The sequence below is a fragment of the Glaciecola sp. HA4-3 genome (assembly GCF_055693685.1).
This window is the reverse complement of the sequence record NZ_CM146340.1, coordinates 1,299,580-1,319,288: the sequence shown is the minus strand read 5'-3', so window position 1 is coordinate 1,319,288 and position 19,709 is coordinate 1,299,580. Positions and strand designations below refer to the sequence as shown.

Annotated in this window: 18 protein-coding genes; 1 reads left to right on the top strand and 17 read right to left on the bottom strand. The window is 39.1% G+C overall.

Annotation, left to right across the window (positions count from 1 at the left end; genetic code table 11):
* Positions 1-507 precede the first annotated feature (507 nt).
* From ACZ1G6_RS06300 to ACZ1G6_RS06270, 7 genes are all read right to left on the bottom strand, one after another.
* Entirely contained in the window at positions 508-2,208 is a 1,701-nt protein-coding gene (locus ACZ1G6_RS06300) for an AMP-binding protein (protein ID WP_472618531.1), read from the bottom strand.
* A gap of 136 nt (positions 2,209-2,344) precedes the next feature.
* Positions 2,345-4,519: an EAL domain-containing protein gene (locus ACZ1G6_RS06295; protein WP_472618530.1), complete on the bottom strand. Its 2,175-nt coding sequence runs from the start codon at positions 4,517-4,519 to the stop codon at positions 2,345-2,347.
* 168 nt (positions 4,520-4,687) lie between these two features.
* Complete coding sequence (locus tag ACZ1G6_RS06290; protein ID WP_472618529.1) at positions 4,688-7,009, bottom strand: ligand-binding sensor domain-containing protein; 2,322 nt, start codon at positions 7,007-7,009, stop codon at positions 4,688-4,690.
* Positions 7,010-7,227: 218 nt separating this feature from the next.
* Entirely contained in the window at positions 7,228-8,979 is a 1,752-nt protein-coding gene (gene dld / locus ACZ1G6_RS06285; protein ID WP_472618938.1) for a D-lactate dehydrogenase, read from the bottom strand.
* A gap of 111 nt (positions 8,980-9,090) precedes the next feature.
* On the bottom strand, positions 9,091-9,651 hold the full coding sequence (locus ACZ1G6_RS06280) for an L-lactate permease (RefSeq protein ID WP_472618528.1): 561 nt from the start codon (positions 9,649-9,651) through the stop codon (positions 9,091-9,093).
* 2 nt (positions 9,652-9,653) lie between these two features.
* On the bottom strand, positions 9,654-9,989 hold the full coding sequence (locus ACZ1G6_RS06275) for a hypothetical protein (protein ID WP_472618527.1): 336 nt from the start codon (positions 9,987-9,989) through the stop codon (positions 9,654-9,656).
* A 1-nt stretch (position 9,990) separates the two neighbouring features.
* Positions 9,991-10,800, bottom strand: coding sequence for an L-lactate permease (locus ACZ1G6_RS06270; RefSeq protein WP_472618526.1), 810 nt, complete (start codon positions 10,798-10,800; stop codon positions 9,991-9,993).
* A 192-nt stretch (positions 10,801-10,992) separates the two neighbouring features.
* Between ACZ1G6_RS06270 and ACZ1G6_RS06265 the strand changes: the two genes are divergently transcribed.
* On the top strand, positions 10,993-11,916 hold the full coding sequence (locus ACZ1G6_RS06265; protein WP_472618525.1) for a LysR family transcriptional regulator: 924 nt from the start codon (positions 10,993-10,995) through the stop codon (positions 11,914-11,916).
* A 57-nt stretch (positions 11,917-11,973) separates the two neighbouring features.
* Here the strand turns inward: ACZ1G6_RS06265 and ACZ1G6_RS06260 are convergent, their stop codons facing one another.
* The 10 genes from ACZ1G6_RS06260 to ACZ1G6_RS06215 all read right to left on the bottom strand — a co-directional run bounded on the left by ACZ1G6_RS06260 (position 11,974) and on the right by ACZ1G6_RS06215 (position 19,702).
* Entirely contained in the window at positions 11,974-12,327 is a 354-nt protein-coding gene (locus ACZ1G6_RS06260) for a hypothetical protein (RefSeq protein WP_472618524.1), read from the bottom strand.
* Positions 12,290-13,111 carry a DcaP family trimeric outer membrane transporter gene (locus ACZ1G6_RS06255; RefSeq protein ID WP_472618523.1) on the bottom strand — a complete coding sequence of 274 codons (822 nt, stop codon included), beginning with the start codon at positions 13,109-13,111 and terminating at the stop codon, positions 12,290-12,292. Before ACZ1G6_RS06255 ends, ACZ1G6_RS06260 begins: the two co-directional genes overlap by 38 nt.
* 101 nt (positions 13,112-13,212) lie before the next feature.
* A complete protein-coding gene (locus tag ACZ1G6_RS06250; RefSeq protein WP_472618937.1) occupies positions 13,213-14,511 on the bottom strand; it encodes a ribonuclease J in 1,299 nt (432 codons plus the stop codon).
* A gap of 208 nt (positions 14,512-14,719) precedes the next feature.
* Complete coding sequence (locus ACZ1G6_RS06245; RefSeq protein WP_472618522.1) at positions 14,720-15,493, bottom strand: hypothetical protein; 774 nt, start codon at positions 15,491-15,493, stop codon at positions 14,720-14,722.
* Between the two features lie 25 nt (positions 15,494-15,518).
* Positions 15,519-15,980, bottom strand: coding sequence for a hypothetical protein (locus ACZ1G6_RS06240; RefSeq protein WP_472618521.1), 462 nt, complete (start codon positions 15,978-15,980; stop codon positions 15,519-15,521).
* A 38-nt stretch (positions 15,981-16,018) separates the two neighbouring features.
* Entirely contained in the window at positions 16,019-16,519 is a 501-nt protein-coding gene (locus ACZ1G6_RS06235) for a hypothetical protein (protein WP_472618520.1), read from the bottom strand.
* A complete protein-coding gene (locus tag ACZ1G6_RS06230) occupies positions 16,516-16,956 on the bottom strand; it encodes a hypothetical protein (RefSeq protein ID WP_472618519.1) in 441 nt (146 codons plus the stop codon). The genes ACZ1G6_RS06235 and ACZ1G6_RS06230 overlap by 4 nt, the downstream gene beginning before the upstream one ends.
* 9 nt (positions 16,957-16,965) lie before the next feature.
* Positions 16,966-17,841: a hypothetical protein gene (locus ACZ1G6_RS06225; protein WP_472618518.1), complete on the bottom strand. Its 876-nt coding sequence runs from the start codon at positions 17,839-17,841 to the stop codon at positions 16,966-16,968.
* A gap of 9 nt (positions 17,842-17,850) precedes the next feature.
* The gene (locus tag ACZ1G6_RS06220; protein ID WP_472618517.1) at positions 17,851-18,366 is read right to left on the bottom strand and encodes a hypothetical protein; all 516 of its coding nucleotides are present in this window, start codon (positions 18,364-18,366) and stop codon (positions 17,851-17,853) included.
* A gap of 55 nt (positions 18,367-18,421) precedes the next feature.
* Positions 18,422-19,702 (bottom strand): hypothetical protein, encoded by a 1,281-nt coding sequence (locus ACZ1G6_RS06215; RefSeq protein WP_472618516.1) that lies wholly within the window; start codon positions 19,700-19,702, stop codon positions 18,422-18,424.
* Positions 19,703-19,709 lie beyond the last annotated feature (7 nt).

The window sequence follows — 19,709 nt, the reverse complement described above, 5'->3', positions numbered from 1 at the left end:
AACGCTATAACATCTTCAGGGCTATTGAGTTGTTTGGGCGGAATTCCACGCCCCGTAAAAACCAGCTTGGACCAATATGACGAGATATAGTGAGAATTACGACCTAAGATTTGTTCATCAAATATGACTCGTTCTACTGTATTAAGTGGCAAATTAATCGGAATGGATTCGTTCCCATCTGAGAATTTGCTTTCTTTACCTAAAAATATACGTTGAATACTTTCCTAGGTGAACTCGCTTGCATTATTTGGATGCACAATAACAACAAGTTGTGAATATGTGGAAAAAGACGTTATTACCAGTAATACAATAATCCCAAGTTTCAATAGCATCTATTTTCCTTATCATTGTTCAAACGTATTATTTAAATTTTTAAAATAAACATCATTTTTCAAAGCCTAACAATTAATTATCTTCGATAGTTATAACCAGTGATACGTAGATATTGATAAACAAAAAAACCTATGAAACAAATTCATAGGTTTTTACCTGTTACGACAATATTAGTTAGGCTTGCCAGACAATTTTATCGCTATAAGAGGCCAAAATAATATCGTTAAACTTCTCTTCGATCACATGACGTTTAACTTTTAAAGTGGGCGTTAATAAGTCATTTTCAATTGACCATTCCTCTTTGAACACGACGATTCTATCGAGCCTTTGATGACTTTCAAGACCACTATTAACTGAATCTAAGGTTTGTTGAAGTGATTCAGTTACCGCCTCTTTAGAATGCATGCGGGCTTCTTCAGACAAGACTAATAATGCTATTGGTTGAGGTAAACCTGTACCAGTTACACACACTTGCTCGACAATTGAGTTTTCCATTATTTTAGCTTCAATGGGCGCTGGTGTAACATACTTACCCTTTTCTGTTTTAAAGATGTCTTTTAAACGCCCAGTAATATATACATATCCTTCGTCATCAATTCGGCCTTTATCGCCTGTTCGTAAGTAACCATCATTAGTAAATACGCCTGATGTTTTCTCTTGATCTTTATAGTAGCCAATCATATTGCATGGGCCTAACACTTGTATTTCGCCATCATCTGCTATTCGTATATCTACACCATCATAGGCTCGACCAATAGACCCAATTTTTTCAGGCCTAAACGGTACGCTGCTTGTACCATATGCAGAATTTTCGGTCATCCCCCATCCTTCAGAGATGTTTATCCCTATTTTGCTAAACCAAGTAATAGTTGCAGGTGCTAAAGGCGCAGAACCTGACGCCCATAAGCGCGCCGCACCTAAGCCCATTTCGCCCCTAATTTTTGCCGCTACTTTTTTACCAACAAAAGGAATACTTAATAAAAAGCTTAATTTCTTTTGTGGTAGTTTTGCTAGCACGCCCATTTGGAATTTAGTCCATAAACGAGGCACTGAAATAAACAATGTAGGCTGACATGATTTGACGTCTCGCGTAAAGGTATCAAGTGACTCAACAAAGTGTAATGTCATACCAGAATAGAAACTAGCAAGTTCAACAAGTACTCGCTCAGTGATGTGCGCTAACGGCAAGTAACTCATTATACGGTCGTCTTTGTCGACAGTTAAGGCATCTAAGGAATTTCCTGCCGCCCAAGAAATTGTATTATACGTATGAACTACACCCTTTGGCTGCCCAGTACTGCCTGATGTATATATAATTGTCATTATTTCATTCATATCGTAAACAGGGCTTTCTTGCATAGGCTCTATATCAATAAAGTCTTCCCAAGCTACCTTCGCCTCAATATTAGGATAAGGAAACGACACCGTGACTAAGTCATCAGTATTTGCTTCATTGATGGATTTGTCATCATCTAATTTCCCAATAAATATAAGCGGCGCTTCTGCATGCCCTAGTACGTATTCGATCGTTTCTTTTCCGGCTGTAGCAAAAATAGGTACCGATACGTAGCCTGCCATCATAATACCGATATCTGCAATAATCCATTCGGCGGAATTTTTGGCAAAAATAGCTATTCGAGTACCTTTTGGATATCCATAACTTTTTAGTCTAGCGGCCACTTTTCTCGCTAACTGCATTGTTTCATGCCATGTAAATGTCTGCGCACCATCTGGGCGAGGCTGTGTCATGTATGTTGTATTTGCATGACTTTTCTCCCATTCATATAGCTTGGTTAATGGTGAAATAACGGATTGTGTTTCAGCTGATGTAGGTGTGTTTTCAGCATTAACTGCAGCGGCATTATCTAAAGGCATAAGCTTCCCAAAATTTTCATTATTTTTACATTTAAATTACATACGCATAATAATGCCTTATCGGTCAAAGAAAATAACTATTTTTTTTAGTGTTTATATCAATAAAAACCGATGTATCTGGAGTAGAAGAGTAAACTTATTTCGAAGGCTTGATTGAGCTAATAGTCTTAACATCTTGGTTTTGCTGCTTATTTTGAATACTAGATATATTAGCCCTAGCTTGATCAGGCGAGCTTGTCTTATCGAACCAGTTAGTAAAGAGAATGTCTGTGACTGACTCAGCATCTAAGGCCATAGAAAATAAACGCCCTTGCACTAATTTACAATCGACTGATTGTAAATATTCTAGTTGCTCTTGTGTTTCAACACCTTCGGCAACACTCTTAAGCTCTAGCAAATTAGCCATCATAAGCGTCGAACGAACAATATATTCTGTCCCTTCGTCAAGGGTAACATCTGAGATAAATTGTCGGTCAATCTTTAATACATCAAGCGGAAAGTCTCTTAAATAAGATAAGGACGAATAGCCTGTTCCAAAATCATCGAGCGATATCTTGAAACCTAGTTGTCTCATCTCGTGCATGTATTCAATTGCATTACTGTTTTTTTCAATCAACAATCCCTCTGTTATCTCAAACTGTAAACAAGCACTTGGCAGTTTATGGCGTTTAAGGCTAGACAATATATATTCAAAATTAGGGCGTTGTGAAAAATGCTTTGCTGACAAATTAACAGCAACATAGCCTGAAAACCCAGCTTTGTACCATTGAGCAAGATCTTCTATCGCTCTGTCTATCGCTTGCATAGTGATATCAACGATACAGCCTATTTGTTCAGCGATAGGGATAAACCTATCAGGAGAAACCCATTGATTTTCATCTTTCCATCTAAGAAGCAACTCATATCCAACAGCAAACCCACTTTGAGCATCAATTATCGCTTGATAATGGTTAAAAAACAGCTTGTCAGTCGCTGCTTTTTTGACTTTATTTTGCATGATCGTGTTACTTTGTACTTCTTCATTCATAGAAAGTGTAAAGTGTTGATAATGATTTTTGCCGTTTTGTTTTGCACTGTACATGGCAATATCTGCGTTACGAATTAACAACTCTGCGCTGTGCGCATCTTCAGGATAAATTGCAATCCCAATACTTGCTGACACGCTAACATTTTGTTCTCCAACATGAATTTCTTGATCAAGTACTTCCAACAACTCTGTTACTTTGATATTAACATCATGCAGATCATTTACCTCTTCTAGAACAACGACAAATTCATCGCCACCAAGTCTAGCGACACTATCTTGCTCTCGAAATTGCGACGTTAAGCGCCTTGCTATTTCAACAAGCACTTTATCACCCGCAGTATGCCCAAAAGTGTCATTTATTGGCTTAAAGCGATCTAAATCAATAAATAATATCGCCAGCATTTTTTGATGTCTTTTTGAATAATTGATGGAGTGCTTCAGTCTTTCTAAAAGAAGGCTTCGATTAATCAATCCCGTTAACAAGTCATAATTCGCGAGTTTTTGAAGTTTATCTTGGGCAGTTTTTTGCGCTGAGACATCTGTTGCAACAATTAAATAGTTCTCTATGTCATTGCTTTTGATATCACTATTAACCGCTTTCATATCAATCAAAAATGTTTTATCACGGCCTTGTAATGGAATATTAAGTTCCATTTTAGTACTTTCATTTAAACGCAAATTATTTAATCGTTTCTTTGCCCTTACAAATAAGGTTTTATATTCCTCAAAAAGCTTCTGTGACATGGCCTCGGTGCTACTATCTGCTGGCAGCCCAAACGCGGTATGAGTAGATGGGTTAGTCGCAATCAATTGTTGTTGCTTATCAAAAATTAGTACCAAATCTCTTGTCTGCTGAAAGGCATTGCCAAAGGGCTTGTATTTTTCTTGCATCGCCATTGTTTCGGTGATGTTAGAATATGTTCCCTTTACTTCAATAATACCTGCGCTCGTTTTAGATATGCTGCCAATATCTCGGAACCAAAATGACTTGTTTTGTGCATTAATTAAACGATAAGTCACATCAAAGTAAGATTGCTGCTCATTGATAAATTTACGCCATTGAGATAAAAACGCAGTTCTATCCTCTGGCACAATGTAATTAACGTAATCCTCAAAATCGATACTATCATCGCTAGAGGCGTAATTTAATTCTGTACGCACGCGTTCGCAACGTATTTGTTTAGTGTTTGAATCCCACTCCCATATATTTGAGTTACTAGCCTCTAAGGCCTGCGTAAGACGATTATTATATTCATTTACTTGTGCGTTAGCAGCAGAAACCATCGCCTTAATATTTTTGCGTCGTATATAAAACATCAGCAGTAAAATGAATACGATGATTGCGTATACCGACCATGCCTTAGGAGAGAAAAAGGCGGATAAGCTACGTTAATGCGGATGCTGGCCTGCGAGGGCTCTGCTGAATTAGCATTAAATAACTCAAGGGTATAATTACCAAGGTGCAAGTGATGGGATAACTATCGTATCACTACTGATATTTGGATAGGTAATAACACTGCGACCTTCCACAAGCCTATAAGCATAATGAGAAAGAGACGGAGAAACATTTCCAACAATTGCAAAGCCAATGCTCAGACCAACATCATTGTGATTAAGCTCTATTGTTTGTCCATTAAGGCTAGTTAGAGGTAAATCTAACTTGCGGCTAGCGAGGTTGATTCGGGTAATCGTCACCTCTTGGTTTTCATTTGAAATTTGTTGGCGTAAATCACCTTTGTCAAATATGGTAAAACCAAGGTTAGAACCATAGGCTAAACGCCCATCAGATAGATGTGTAAATGCACCTGCATTAAATTCGTTAGATGCAAGACCAGATTCGACATTAAAGCTTGATACTTGTGCTGCATCTATATCAAAAACATGAAGGCCTGAATGAGAAGAAAACCACATGTGATTGTAGTTATCAATATACATGTCATAAATACGGTTAGTTGGCAGGATATTATCAGCCGAAAACTTTGCAAGTAGACCAAATGTATCACCATTTAATTGATAAACGCCAAAGCCATGATAACTTAACCATATTTGACCTTGATTATCTCTGATAAATTGATTGGGGAAATCAGTCTTAGCGGCACCTTCAGATAGAATTGAATGCCGCTCAGTTAATTTAAAAGAATCAAGGTCGATCGTCCATAAACCTGCAGATACCCCAAGTGTAATGCTGTTGCTAACAGGATCCTCGCCCAAAAAGCTATAGATTTGAGTCATCGCTAGCCCCGACTCACTAGGGTCGATGCGTTCATAATCTAAAGTGTTGAGATCAATTACGACTAGTTCGGATTCGTGAATCAGCCAAAGTCGATTGCGACTATCAACTAAAAAAGAGTATACATATTGCTCTAAAAAATCGAGAACTCTACTAAAACGTGCCTCAAAGGGGACATATGCTTGTAAATCGATATCAAATAAACGAAGTCCATCCCCTGTATTAATCAACAATTGCTGTTCGTTGAAGTAGCTTATTTCAAAGATTTCAGATTCACTATAATCAGTAGTAATATTACTACTAGGTTTGTAATATTGACTTGTAGATGTGTACAAATCATATGTGGTAATGCCGTTACCAGTGCCGATATATAAATTATCATCTGTGTGCTGATATAACGACCAAATGATGTTGTCTGTTAGCGGCTTTTTTGTGTCAAGTAAAGAGTTATAGATGTTGAGAAAATCTTGGCTGTTTGGAGACCATTTCATCGCGCCACTAAAACGCGTGCCGAACCACAAATTTTGATTACGGTCCAAGGCCAAGTTATACATATTTTTATTTGATAAAACCTCAAAATTCTTCTTCGCCTCAAATAAAAACGTCATATTTTCGAAGCCATCCGAGATAGCAAACAAACCTATGTCTGTTGCAGCATATGTGGTCTTATCATCGCTTTGTACCAAATCCCATATATTGCGTTTAGCATTAATAGTAACAAACGCTACCTGCCCTTTGTTACTAACAACATATTGATAAATATCTTCAAAACTAAACTTATAAAGTCCTTGCACGGTGCCAACTAAAAGCGTTTTAGAATCAAAAGAAACAAGCTTTTTAACATTGCCAGCATCATATCCATCAGTGTGTTCGCCCGAGTATATAAGTTGCGGCGCGAATTCACCTTTGATGTCTACGCCTAATAAACCATAAGTGGTGCCCACCAAAACAACATCCTTGTAGTGTGTTAAGGCTCTTATGCCCTCACCTTGCATATATTGTTCAGGGCTAATGCTATATAAGCTTACGTAGCGATTTTCACTATACGAATATAAATAAACACGGTCATTGGTTGCCACCAACAGGTCTTGATTAGCTAATTCTGCAACGTCTACCGCCCACGTTAGAAACTCATCACTGTCTAACATTGGCTCTTGAATAATGGGAGTCACTTCTGTCGTTGTTTTATCAAAAAACACAGTGCCTATACTAGAAGTACTTAATATGAGTTTGCCCGAAGAATGTTTAAAAATTCGCAATATAGCGTTATTGTGTAGCGCATTGTTTTTTGCTTGCACGTCTACCACATTAACGCCATCAAAGCGATTTAAGCCTTCATTGGTACCGACCCAAATAAACCCTTCATCATCCACTGCAATGTCATTAATCGTGTTTTGGTCAAGCCCGATACTTGTGTCAAGGTAATATAAGTGCGGAGATGAAATTTGAGGAGCTTGTGCAAACACATTAAAGGAGAAAAAAAGGCATTGAAACGCGAATGAAAACAAAATCGCACTAAATAGAGTTTGTCTATACTTGACCATTGGTCCTTTGTGTTTTTCGTTGGCCAATAAGATGTGTGAATAAAAACAGTGCAATGAACAAGACCTATATTATAAACATAACTTTATCAAAGACTTGTCTTTGAATAGATGTTTTATCGCTCTTGTCGACACAAATCACGAGCCTGAAAGTCTTCGCTCAAGTGCTATAAAATCTTGCGCGAGTATATAGATTTCTGTTTATTTTGTCATCAGTTTGATCATAAGCAGCAATTACAATTACGCTTTGTTTTATCCATTTGGCCAACTCCAGGGTTAAAACTATTTGTTGGATCAAGCGTTTGGTAAAATTCTTTTAGTGGATCTTCAGCCTTGTATAAATGTCCAACATTATGCTCTGCTGGGTATTTTGCACCTCGTTTATCTAATTGTGCCAACATTAGCTTTTTAACGTCATGCGCATTAGCACCTTTTTTCAAAATATAGTCTTGATGAAATACGTGACAAAAAAAGTGGCCATAATAAAGTTTTTTATCAATGTGCTGTTCAATCTCGTGCGTAAAAGACTCAACCCAATCTTGTTCATTGCGCTTTAGCGCAATATCCAGCGCTAATATATCGCCAACTCGTTTTTCATGCATAGTCTGATAACGGATTGCTGCGCCCGCTGCAGCAAAGCGATGCAGATATGCACTTTTAGCTTCATTAGGTTCACATTCAAAAAATGCACCTTCACTTGATTTTTCAAAAAGCTGTTGAATAATCTCACGACCAGGAGCAATGCTATCATCGCAGAGCTTTAACACTAAGTGATGCTCAAAGCGCTCTCGGTAATCAAGCATTCTTGCGGGTAAATGACGTGGGAAAAAAACACTAGCCCACTGCATAAACCTATCACTTAAATAATTAGGCAGCCAAGTAACCTTATTAAGCAAGGCGTCAAGCCTTCCCTTTATTGCAAACAGTCTAGGTAGGCGTTTAGTACCAAGGTATTTGACACTTAAAAAAGTATCTTTACCAAACTTATTAGCAACATCAAATATATCGCGATGCATGTATTCACCTACTTCTGGTAAGTCATCAAGTTTACTAAGCAATTCTCTTCTTAAATGATATAACTCATCAGGATTATTGGTGCCGATATAAAAACTTTGTTCCGTTTTTGCAACGGGGTGCGTGTCAACTCTTACTGCAAATATTGCCAGCTTTCCTGCACAGCCACTCGCCTCGTACAACCTGCGTGGATCCGCATTAAAACGACTGGGGGTGTCGGCATCAATATCTTTAATGCGCTCTTTATATTGATGATCGCTTGCTTGCCTTTGCCCTTGCGTTAAATTATTTTTATCGAAGTCATGCTTGGCTAGTCTTCGTATCACTTCATCTGCACTGTTACCTAATTGAAGACCTAAATGATTTACCAAAATCAATTCACCTTCTTGATTAATCGCAGCATAAAGAGATAGTTCAGTGTAAGCAGGCCCACGTTTTACCAAGGCACCGCCAGAGTTATTGGCAATTCCGCCAACAATAGAAGCACCTAAACATGAAGACCCTATAACAGAATGAGGTGAGCGATTAATCTTTGCTAATTCACTCTCTAGATGATGCAAAGTCGCGCCTAGTAGACTAATTGCTTGATGTCCACGATTGATTAAATGCAAATCGTCCAATGCCAATGTATTGATGACCACAACCGGCCGATCATAATTATTGCCATTGGGAGTAGAACCTTCCGTTAGCCCAGTATTAGCTGCTTGCATGACAATAATAAGATTATTGGCAACCGCTATTTTTAAACACTCCCATAACTGGATCACATCTTGAGGAAACACAACCGCTAAAGCGCTACCGCCGCCAGAGCGCCAGCCTGTGCGATAGTGCTTGTTTTTAGTAGGGTCAGCACTAACATTTTTGGCTAGTAAAATTGATGTAAAAGCATCCAAAATCTTTTCATTGCTTAATACCTTGTTATCGTCAACGGCTTGTTTGATGCCGGTAGAAAAGGACATATCCCATTCACATAAACTATCTTTAGATGCTTTTAAACTGTCTTGTGAGTCTATGCTGTTACGTAATACTGCGTCGTTCATAAGAATGTCCTTTTAAAATTAACTCGCTAACTACCCTAATGGACCACTGATACCAAATACATAAATCGCTAACATTACGATAACACCGGTGGCCAATACATAATAAATAGTCGGTAGTATTGTTTTTCTAAGCGTGGCTCCCTCTTGCCCTAAAAGTCCTACAGTAGCAGATGCTGCAACCACATTATGAATAGCTATCATATTACCAGCGGCTGCGCCTACTGCTTGAGCAGCAATGACAATTGCTGGGCTAATACTAAGCGTCATAGCAGCTTCAAACTGAAATTGACTAAACATCATATTTGATACAGTGTTTGAACCAGCGATGAAAGCACCCAGTGCTCCTATCATTGCGCTTACCATTGGAAAAGCCGAGCCAAGTACACTTGCAAACAGCTCTGCACTAGCCACAGGCATACTCGGTATGTCAGATAGGTTAACACCAGAATTAATAAAAATTCTGACCATTGGTATTGTAAATATCAACACAAATCCAGCCCCTAAGATTGTCTTACTGGAATCAGTGAAGGCTTTTTTCAACGCGCCTGACGATGTTTGTGTTTGAACAAAAGCAGCTATTAACGCACACACGATTAATATACCATGCCTGGCAAATACAATGGTTGGAATGCCCCGCTAATACCCTGCTCTCCCAGTATGTTGTCAAACGGGATTTTTACACCTTGTAATATACTTTTAAATTCAACAAATACACGAGAACATACTAGCAAGACTGCCACTAACAAATAAGGCACCCATGCCGTAATTGGCGACATAGACGCCTGAGTTTTGTCTTCGTTCTCTTGCGTTTCATCACTCACCGTTAGTTTTCCTAACCACGAAGCAGGCCATTCACTTGCAGGTGCAAAATCCCAAGATTTTTTAGGAATCAAGAAACCATATTTTGCTGCGGTAACCACAATTGCCATACTAACTAAGGCCACCCATTAATGATGGAAATTCAGGCCCTAAAAACACACCGGTAAGCGCGTAGGGAATGGTAAACGCCAAGCCAGCAAATATCGCAAAAGGAGCGCATGCAAAGCCTTCAGCCCAACTTTTGTTGCGGCCAAAAAACCGCGTCAACATAACAACCATGAATAAAGGCATAAAGGTGCCCACTGCAGCATGTATTAAAGCAACTTGAGAGGTAATAAGTTGCAAAAAGGCTTCCCATTCCCAACCTTGAGCTGCAAGCTGTGCTGTGATTGCAGTTGTATCTAAGCCTTTATTTACTCCAATAACAATAGGTGTACCAACCGCACCGAAACTTACTGGTGTACTTTGAATCATCATACCCATAAGCACAGCGGCCATTGCTGGAAATCCAATTGCGACCATTAACGGCGCTGCAATCGCTGCGGGTGTGCCAAAACCTGACGCGCCTTCAATAAAAGTACCAAAACACCACGCAATGATGATCGCTTGAATTCTGCGATCTGGTGAAACTTGTGTAAACCCATTGCGAATTACTTTGATTGCGCCGGTATGCTTTAGTGTATTTAGCAAAAAAATCGCGCCAAATACAATCCAAAGTACAGAGGCTGTTATGACTAAACCCTGCAGTCCAGAGGCCAATACTCGATTAAATGACATATCCCAAACCAACACCCCCATAAGCGCCGTAACGGCTAGCACGATAGGCATTGCTTTTTTTGCAGACCATTGCAAACCAATCAACAGCACTCCGGTGAGTGCTATGGGTAAAAGGGCCAATAAACCATATGTAATTTCATTCACAGTGAACTCTCTTTTTTGTAATGATTGTTAATAACAACCATTATATGTTGATAATAAAATGTTAATACTAGACTCAGGTCTAATGTAACTGCCTATCTATTGTTGATATATATCCACTATGGATAAACAATTTTTCTTTTTTTGACATAATCGGCGCAAAAAAGATAAATAATCATCATAGGATAGAGTCAAATGATTAAGGCAGATGACGTATTATTATTTGTGCAAGTTGTTGAAAATGGGTCGTTTTCTAAAGTCGCAGAGTTAATGCAACTTACCAATTCAGTAGTTAGTAAACGGGTGGCCAGATTAGAAGAAAGCCTAAATGTACAACTTTTGTATCGTACCACTCGAAAATTGAGCATGACGGATGCAGGTAGAATGCTTTATGCAAAGGGGCAAATAGCTAAAACAGCCATGCAAGACGCCACTGACGTCGTTACAGGTTACTCTAACGAAGTTAAAGGTACCATTAGAATAACGATGCCAGTAGTGTCAGCTAACTTAGTGTTGAGCCAAGCAATTGCGGAATTTTGCCATCTTTATCCCCACGTGTCAGTCGATATGTCAGTTAATAATCGTTTCGTTGATTTAATTGAAGAAGGATATGATTTAGCAATAAGAACGGCTGATTTGAGCGACTCAAGCTTAATTGCTAGACGCCTTGTGGATTCTCAATGGGTGGTGTGCGCCTCACCCAATTATCTTAAGCGTAATGGACACCCTTTGTATCCTACTGATTTGCATGAGCACGAATGTTTGTTATACAAACAACACAATAAAAGCATGGATACTTGGACCTTTAGTGTAAATGGAAAATCGCAAGATGTTTCGGTTAAAGGAAGATTCAATACAGACAATTTAAATGCATTGTGCGAGGCATCACTAGCTGATTTAGGCATTGTTTACTTGCCACAAGCTTTGGTATACAAACACATTTTAACTGGGCGATTAAAAGCGATACTCAAACCCTTCACTGACAAGAAACTTGGCATCTATGCTGTTTATCACAAAAGTAAGCAACCCGACCAAAAACTGAAACTCCTTATTGAACATTTTAGAAAAGCGTTTGTACAACAAGAGTCTCAGTTTACAAAAATTGGAAACTATCGATAAGCCTAATACAAGCACAAAAAAAGCAGCGTACCGCTGCTTTTTTTATATTAATTAAAACTAAAACTTAAATTGTGTAGAAAATTGCAAATAGGTCGAATCGATATCATCAATTGCGGCATCACTTATTGCATATTGACCTACTTCAACACCAGCGCTTAATTTTGCGCTTAAGTTGGTAATTAAATTAACTGCAAAATGATGGCGATCTCTATCTAAGGTATCTGTTTGCGCTGCACCATAATATACCGTTGAACGCCAAGTATCATTCCAAAAATGTCGGTAGGCGACTGTAAATGCAGTTGTTTCTTCGACAACTCTTTCACCATCGCCATTTGTCACAACATCAGGTGTCATTGCCGCAGCAACATAACGGCTAAGGCTCGCCAACAGTAATCTGAAATCTAAAATCATCTTTACCAACCGCGTTGATACGGCCACTAATATTCGCTGCAACCGCCGTATCGTCAATCCCACCTTGATCCAACTTTCTAATCAAGGTCCCAAACGAGACTTGTCCCCAATCAGCCTTATGATTATAACGCGCAACAAAATCTGGAATAGTTTCATCAGGATCAGCATTCGCTGCACTTAACCCAACTGCGCTTGAAGACGTGCCGTTAGTCCCATTACCATTGGTTTCTGGGTTTTCTATCGCAAATTGCCAACCACCACTTGTGTAACGAATCTGGGTTTGGCGAATAAATACTTCACCAACGTGCGGACCACCAAAATCTAGTGCTTCTGGAAGCGCGGCTAAAGGCATAAATGTTGACCAATTTTGCCCTATTGTCCAGTTTTTATAACCGATATAAAAATGGCGAAGCCTAGGGTTTGTGCTATTACTGACCACCTCATTACCGCCACCACCATAAAAATCATACTCAACAAAGCCATAAATATCCCCATGCGTCACTTTAAAATTAACGCGCGACTCTTTTACATTAAAACCAGTGTGGGACGTATCAATTGCTTGACCACCAGGAATGTTAGCAATCCAGTAGTCTTGATAACCGACATCACCGCTGACATGACGCACATCTACTTTTGCGTAACCACCAAGTACAACCGACGTTTCGCCATCATCAGCTGACGCTTTAACCAATTCTACGCCGGCAAATGTTGCAGGAGCTATAGCTAAACAAAGTGCACTAGCAAGTAATGAGCGATTAAATGCTCGTTTAATTTGTGGGTTCATATTTCAACCTATTTAGAGTGTTGTGTTATTAAGTTGTTACAATCTAAAAGGCTGAAAAAGGAAGAAAAACCAAAAAAAGAAATAGTCTATTTCCAAAAATGCTATAATTGAAGAGCTTGCCGAGAAGCCTTTACGGCGTTTCTTTTTATTGAAATACTTGGCGCAAAGCTATATAAATCACCGTTTAAACCTACTAGTTGACGTTCAACCCCAATCTCTTTTGCTGCATCTGAACATGCCGATAAATGCACTGGTTCTCCGTGAACTGGTACTATACACTTTGGTCTTACCCAATGAAAAAAAGATGTTAAATCTTCCTTGTTTGGGTGTCCCGATGCATGAATAGTATGCTGCGTTGAGCTTGTCTGAATGACAGAAATATCCCTTTGTTGGAACTTTTCAACCAAGCGCTTAACTGCTGTTTCATTGCCGGGAATCACAATACTTGAAAAGATGACGGTATCGTATGGGTCTAAATCACAGTCTCGGTGTTGATTCAACGCAAGCTTATACAAACCCGCTCGTTGTTCTCCTTGAGACCCAGTCGCTACAATTAACACCTCGTGGCGCGGCAAATAACCAATGTGACGGCGTGGCGTAATGGTTAGCCCATCAGGCCAATGGCCGGTCACTTTTGCAATACTCACCATATTTTCTAAAGCGGGGCCAAACAAACAAAGATATCTGTTTGTGGCTTTTGCAATTTTAGCTAAGGTGATGATACGTGCAATATTACTTGCAAAACATGTCACTACTACGCGACCTTTTGCTCTGCTTATTAACTCTCCTAAACCCTTCTCACAAGCGCTTTCAGAGGTTGAAAACCCTAGCTTTGTGGCGTTTGTAGAATCGCATACCAGAGCGGTAATGTTTTCTTGTTTAAGTTGTTGATATATATCGGTATTAAAAGCATCTCCAACCACTGGATTGGCGTCTAACTTCCAATCTCCTGTGTGCAAGACTTTTGCAACTGCAGTAGTGATCAGCAAAGCATTTGCCTCTGGAATTGAGTGAGTAGTAGGCAACCATTTCACGGTAAATGGCCCAATATCTAACATCTGCCCTGTTTCGACAATTACAATGGGTATAGTAATCTCTAAACCTGCTCGATACGCTTTTCTTTTGAGTACTTCAGCAGTAAACGCAGTGGTATATATCGGGCACTGCAATTGGTCTAAATAATATATAACGGCGCCAAGATGGTCTTCATGGGCATGTGTTAATACCAATCCACAAAGGCTGTCTCTTCTATGACTAATAAAACTAATATCGGCGCTAACAACAGGATGTCGAGCCACGCCTGTTGTGTAGTCGTCATCGCGGTTTAAAGGTACGTCAAAGGTCACCCCACAATCAATCATTAACCACTGACTGCTATGACCATATAAGTTAACGTTCATGCCAATTTCGCCAGTCCCGCCAAGGGGTAAAAACCAAAAATCTTTACTACTAGGTGACTTATTCAATTAGGTGCCGTTTTGTCTATAATCTATTTGGTGTGAAGTGTAGCGCAGCCAATAAAGAGCAACAAGCTTGAAAGAAACATACAAAAACGACGCTGTAAAGCCACCCTAATTGACATAACACCAAATGGGCTTACTCAGCTTTCTAACACTTAGCAGCATGCCATAACAAAAACGCCGTCTTTTTTCTTGTCTCGTTAACCCTGATATTGGTTAATTCAAGCCCATGCTCAGTTAAGCGATAAGTGCCTGATAATTGATAAAGTGGGGTGTCATTTAGTGTAGTGAATATTAAACGAGCAAGCTGCTCATCGAACGTTCTAGGGTAAATACGCACTAATTGCCCCTTGGGTGAATAAACACGCATTAAATTTTCTTCTCTAAGCGTTTTTATACCACTAACCATTCTAAGCAATTCACTATACGCAGCAAACTGCGGTGGCTTGTGCTCAAGCATTATTAAGTCTTGATTATTGTATGATGCGCTAGCGATACCCACACATTCATACAAAAAATTTAATATCGTAGAGCTTGCACCCACATCATTTGGAAAATTCAACACGAGATTTTTCCCATTAAGACTGGTTATTTGATCTAAAACCTTATCAAGCTGCTGACTATTACCCGTTTTTTCGGACGCTTTTACTTTCTCGTTAGCAGTAAGTGATTGGATTGTACTTGATTTATCATCAACTTGTTGCTTGACAGGCATTGTGTAACTTGGTGGGTTTGGCAGTTGAAATGGTGAAAGTGATACTGTTTTTGAAATTGGTACATCCACATCGGTGTGTTCGATGACCCGCTGTTCAAGGTTCACATCTTGTGTAGACCTGGAATCTTTAAAAACAAAGATATCCATAAACCCTGTTAATAAAATAACTACTAGTGTTGCGATGGTGTATTTTTTTTGCTTATTCATCGCACTGGTTCACCTGTGATATCAATTACAGTAGTAATCCAGCAATAGCTTTATTTTCCATCTCACTGGCGACTTGCCTTAAGATTGCCTGCTGCTCTAACAATTTGTTTTCAGTTTCATACCTGTTAGCTTGACCACTTGATGCAAGGCTTTGAGATTCATCAAGCGGCACGTTTGTCTGTTCTACCGCGGCTTCTTGCACTTTAGTTTGTGTTGTGAGCGCAGCTTGCGTTTGTAATAGTTTGTTTGCTTGTGCAAGCGCTTTTACCTCGCGTTCAAGCTGTCTAAGCCTCTGATTTAACGCCATATTACTACTATCAAGCTTTTGAATTTCTTTCACTATCGCCGTTATATCTTCGGTTGTCACAATTGCGCTTGTTTGTGTTGTAGAAAAACTTGCCCAGTCTGTCACCCCTTTGAGGATATTGCTTTGCAATAGTAGATACAAACCAGCAAGCACACTTACTATAATAAATACATTTTTCATGTTTTTCTCCCAACTAAAAACAACTTTTTTATCACTCACTACAATGAGTGTAGGTGTTCAGATTTTGCGATTAGAATACTTAGCCAAGCTCGAATTATCATGGCGGTTGGCAGACCAATAACTGTCGTCATAAATGCCATAGAGAACTGTGTAGTTAATACACTTATGACTTGGTTCACATTATCTGGTGAAAGCTCTTGCTCTGCCAAAGAACCTATTCCCAAACTTATGCCTAACAATGTATATGTCAACGCCAGTGTCGAGATGGCATTCGCCATTTGCTGACCAACTTGAAACCAAAGACTTACAGCTTGATTAGCGTGCACTTTTAATATAGCCCAAATCGATACTAAAACCAAAGACGCAAATATAACTGAAAAACTCAAGCCAAAGTATTTGGCTATCCAAGCGATTAAATCTTCGATATTCATATTTGTAGTGGCACTAAGAACAGCCATGGAAATGACCGTCCCCCCCACAATCAAGCCTACTAACTGTGACAAATGCCGACGTTGATTAGATATGAGGGTTAAGTTCATCGCCTATGCCCACGTTTGGCATTTAAAATACTGTCATTATTTAAGGCAACAATATGAAACCACTGCTGGCCAGCTGAGCGCTCTTGTTCCGCTCCTGCGTGCACCAAAAACGTCGAGTCATATTGACTAAATGCTCTAGTTACATGCGCTGAATCACTGGCAAGGACAAGTCGTTCATCGCGTATCACCATCCTTTCCATATCGCTGAGTTGACGTTGACGTTTTAGTAATTTTTGACTTCTTTGCTCGACCGTCATTTGGGGATCCAACACATCCGTAATCAGCGCTGCTCGCTGACGTTCAAGGTTTTCAAGGCTCAGAATGTTTGCCTTAGTATTGGCAACACTATAGGTTGAAAACACTGTTAAGATAAGCCCCAAAATAGTCATTGGCACCCAAGCAAAAGAAATCTTGGGTAGTGATACGTTAATATTCATGTTTGACTCCTATAAAAATAAACCCACAGCAGCCGCTGGAGTGTATACTTCGTTAGTTTTAGCGTTTTTTTGAGCTTCTATATCGCTAATCGTAAATTCCAAATCTTGCGCATCTAGTGCGACTATTTTAGCCATGTAACTTAACATTAGCCCTTCTTGGTCCAACAATGACTGTTCTGTTGATGACTTCATCAAAAGCTGCCTAATATACTCTTGACTGTTAACCTCTTGACCGTCAATCATCATAGCAACGCTAGCTTTATGCTCACTTATCACTTGTTTGAGTTGTTCTATTTTTGCTAAATTGGCAGCAAACTCTTGTGCATAAGGACTTTGCTGAGTCATCGAGTTTGACAATAATGTGTCGTCTACTTGTTGTAAGACTTTTTGCATTCGTTCTTGTGCTTGTTGCTGATCAATTTTCAATTTGTATTCTGGTGAACCAATCTCAATATTTGAATCACGATACATATTTGCTAATACTTCTTGATAAAGATTCATTTTTTCATCAAGTTGGCTTTGTCTTAATGATTGACCTTTTTCTAGCAAATCCAAAAAATCAGATTTTAGTTGCACCAATTCGACCTTTTGGTCAATTTTTTCATTTGGAGAGGCATCGCCAATAAGCGCATTTAAAGACTGTATTTGTGCACTTTTTTGAGCCGCTTTTTGGTCGATGGCTAGCATTTGTGCAGATGCTGGCGCCATGCGAAAATCTTGTTGGATTCGTTTTTCAATTAGATTAGCTGGCAGTTTTACTAAGGATTCAGCTGATATAGGTTGCCAGTCATTTTCTTGTGCAATTGTTGCTGTGCTTGCCCCAATCGCAAATACGCTAACAGTCGACAATATTACTAAACACTTTTTGATCTCATATGTTTTCATATCTAGTTCCTAATTCATTGACCATTTTTGTTGACGCATAAGCTCTGTGCGCAAGCTAGGACTAATATTGAGCACACTCAATTGAGCCTGAGTTAATTGTTCAAATTGAGTGAGTGCAATTGCGGTATCAACAAATGAAAAATAGTTGTCAAAGATAAGATCTTGTTGCGCAAATTGCTGCCTAAAACGAGTTAGACCAACTTGTGCTTTTTTAATGTCACCTGCTTTGATGTAATTAACAACAGCCAATGCCGAATATCTCATTGCAAGCTCAAGATCTGGGTGATCAGGCGTAAATCCTATATCTGCTAAGCATGTTGTTGCGCTGTCTGCTAAATACATATGCTGTGCAATATGTCCATTCTCAACATGGCGTAATTGCTCTACTTGTGAAATACAAATATTTGATATTCGTTCATACAAAACAACAGGCTCTTGTTGCGTTTGTCTGGTCATGTCACACGCGCTTAAGCCAAGCGCAGCAATCATTACCAAAAATATCGATTTCGTCGGGGTAGAAGGCATATTTTAATCTCCATAACTGTGTGTAATCAGTTATGAGACGCTTAGCCATATTTTTTCAAACCTGCCAGCTCGATGAAATAATAATTAGGTTTAACTGAGACGCTTGGCTCCATGTTACCAAGTCTGTAAGGGTTAATACTTTATTGTGAGGTGCATTATTAGTTTTGGAAAACTGAGATAAATAGCTTGCTAGAGCATGCTGGTCTGCTAAATCTGGTGTCTGTTCAAATAATAGTAAATAAAACACTTCAGAAGACTTGTTTATATTGGCTGATAATGGTGTAAATAAAGGCCATTTGTTTAAACCATTTACATATTGGTCAGCGTTTAAAGACAATACTTGATTGTTGCTGTCAATTTGCCATATTGTTGAAAAATCGCCACTTGTTGTTAAATGAATATTGCATATATGATCGGCATCGATGATTTGCCATTTGTTGGCGCTTGAAAGAGTTCCATTTTGAAGCTCAATTTGCTGACCAATACTACACGCTAATTGCTCTTGAGAAATCGTTGCTTCAAGCTTATAGGCGTATTTGTCATCAATAGGCGAAAAAAACCATACTAATGAAATGACCAATAAACAAATAGAAACGGCATACTTTATCCCAGTGGTTATTGCTTGCTTATTGACTGCTTTTGTCACTTTTTGATTGCTTGGCAAAACTGATTTGGTCTTTTTCGCAGCAGGAATAAAGAGTGCTCCTGCGTCATTGGCAACAACAGTTGAGTCAAATAAAAAACCTAAATCCTCAAACAAGGGAACCTTGACAGGTAATTGCCTTAATAAATTGTGCACATCCGACAAACTATTAATAGCGTTAAGTGGCACTCGACAATCAGGCAAGGGCGACATTACATTCGATTTGGGGCAAAGAAATAGTGGCGTTTTCCCCTCTTCTAGCCAAGATGTGATCATCGGATTGGCTAGCTGACATTTTCGTTTCAGTTCACTTATTTGAGAAACACGCATCGACAAAGTATTAATACTGCCTGTTGCTATTATGACAAATTCACTCGCTTGTTTGTCACTCATAGCCTGTGAATATTTAAGCAAATGCGCAACGTATACAGCTAATTGCCAACTCGTTCCTTGACTCAATGCTGACGATATATCAAGACGATAACCGTACTTTTGTGTATCTTCTGCTTGAAATAATGACTGAATAAGGCCAGAACCGCCTCTAACAAAGTGGTCATAGTCTTTACTAATACCCGCGAGCGTTGAGCTGCCATCTATACTCACAAGAGAATCAAGCTCAGGGTCTTTTAAGGCGTTAATCGATTGAATTTCTATTAGACCAAGCGTACTAGCAATAAAGACTTTAGGGTTCATGTTTTAT

What these genes read in the sequence shown, in the direction of transcription:
- ACZ1G6_RS06300 (WP_472618531.1), bottom strand. Translation starts at nt 2,208, where the DNA reads ATGCCTTTAGATAATGCCGCTGCAGTTAATGCTGAAAACACACCTACA.
- ACZ1G6_RS06295 (WP_472618530.1), bottom strand. Translation starts at nt 4,519, where the DNA reads ATGGTTTCTGCTGCTAACGCACAAGTAAATGAATATAATAATCGTCTT.
- ACZ1G6_RS06290 (WP_472618529.1), bottom strand. Translation starts at nt 7,009, where the DNA reads ATGGTCAAGTATAGACAAACTCTATTTAGTGCGATTTTGTTTTCATTC.
- dld (WP_472618938.1), bottom strand. Translation starts at nt 8,979, where the DNA reads ATGTCCTTTTCTACCGGCATCAAACAAGCCGTTGACGATAACAAGGTA.
- ACZ1G6_RS06275 (WP_472618527.1), bottom strand. Translation starts at nt 9,989, where the DNA reads ATGGCAATTGTGGTTACCGCAGCAAAATATGGTTTCTTGATTCCTAAA.
- ACZ1G6_RS06265 (WP_472618525.1), top strand. Translation starts at nt 10,993, where the DNA reads ATGATTAAGGCAGATGACGTATTATTATTTGTGCAAGTTGTTGAAAAT.
- ACZ1G6_RS06260 (WP_472618524.1), bottom strand. Translation starts at nt 12,327, where the DNA reads ATGATTTTAGATTTCAGATTACTGTTGGCGAGCCTTAGCCGTTATGTT.
- ACZ1G6_RS06255 (WP_472618523.1), bottom strand. Translation starts at nt 13,111, where the DNA reads ATGAACCCACAAATTAAACGAGCATTTAATCGCTCATTACTTGCTAGT.
- ACZ1G6_RS06250 (WP_472618937.1), bottom strand. Translation starts at nt 14,511, where the DNA reads ATGAACGTTAACTTATATGGTCATAGCAGTCAGTGGTTAATGATTGAT.
- ACZ1G6_RS06245 (WP_472618522.1), bottom strand. Translation starts at nt 15,493, where the DNA reads ATGAATAAGCAAAAAAAATACACCATCGCAACACTAGTAGTTATTTTA.
- ACZ1G6_RS06240 (WP_472618521.1), bottom strand. Translation starts at nt 15,980, where the DNA reads ATGAAAAATGTATTTATTATAGTAAGTGTGCTTGCTGGTTTGTATCTA.
- ACZ1G6_RS06235 (WP_472618520.1), bottom strand. Translation starts at nt 16,519, where the DNA reads ATGAACTTAACCCTCATATCTAATCAACGTCGGCATTTGTCACAGTTA.
- ACZ1G6_RS06230 (WP_472618519.1), bottom strand. Translation starts at nt 16,956, where the DNA reads ATGAATATTAACGTATCACTACCCAAGATTTCTTTTGCTTGGGTGCCA.
- ACZ1G6_RS06225 (WP_472618518.1), bottom strand. Translation starts at nt 17,841, where the DNA reads ATGAAAACATATGAGATCAAAAAGTGTTTAGTAATATTGTCGACTGTT.
- ACZ1G6_RS06220 (WP_472618517.1), bottom strand. Translation starts at nt 18,366, where the DNA reads ATGCCTTCTACCCCGACGAAATCGATATTTTTGGTAATGATTGCTGCG.
- ACZ1G6_RS06215 (WP_472618516.1), bottom strand. Translation starts at nt 19,702, where the DNA reads ATGAACCCTAAAGTCTTTATTGCTAGTACGCTTGGTCTAATAGAAATT.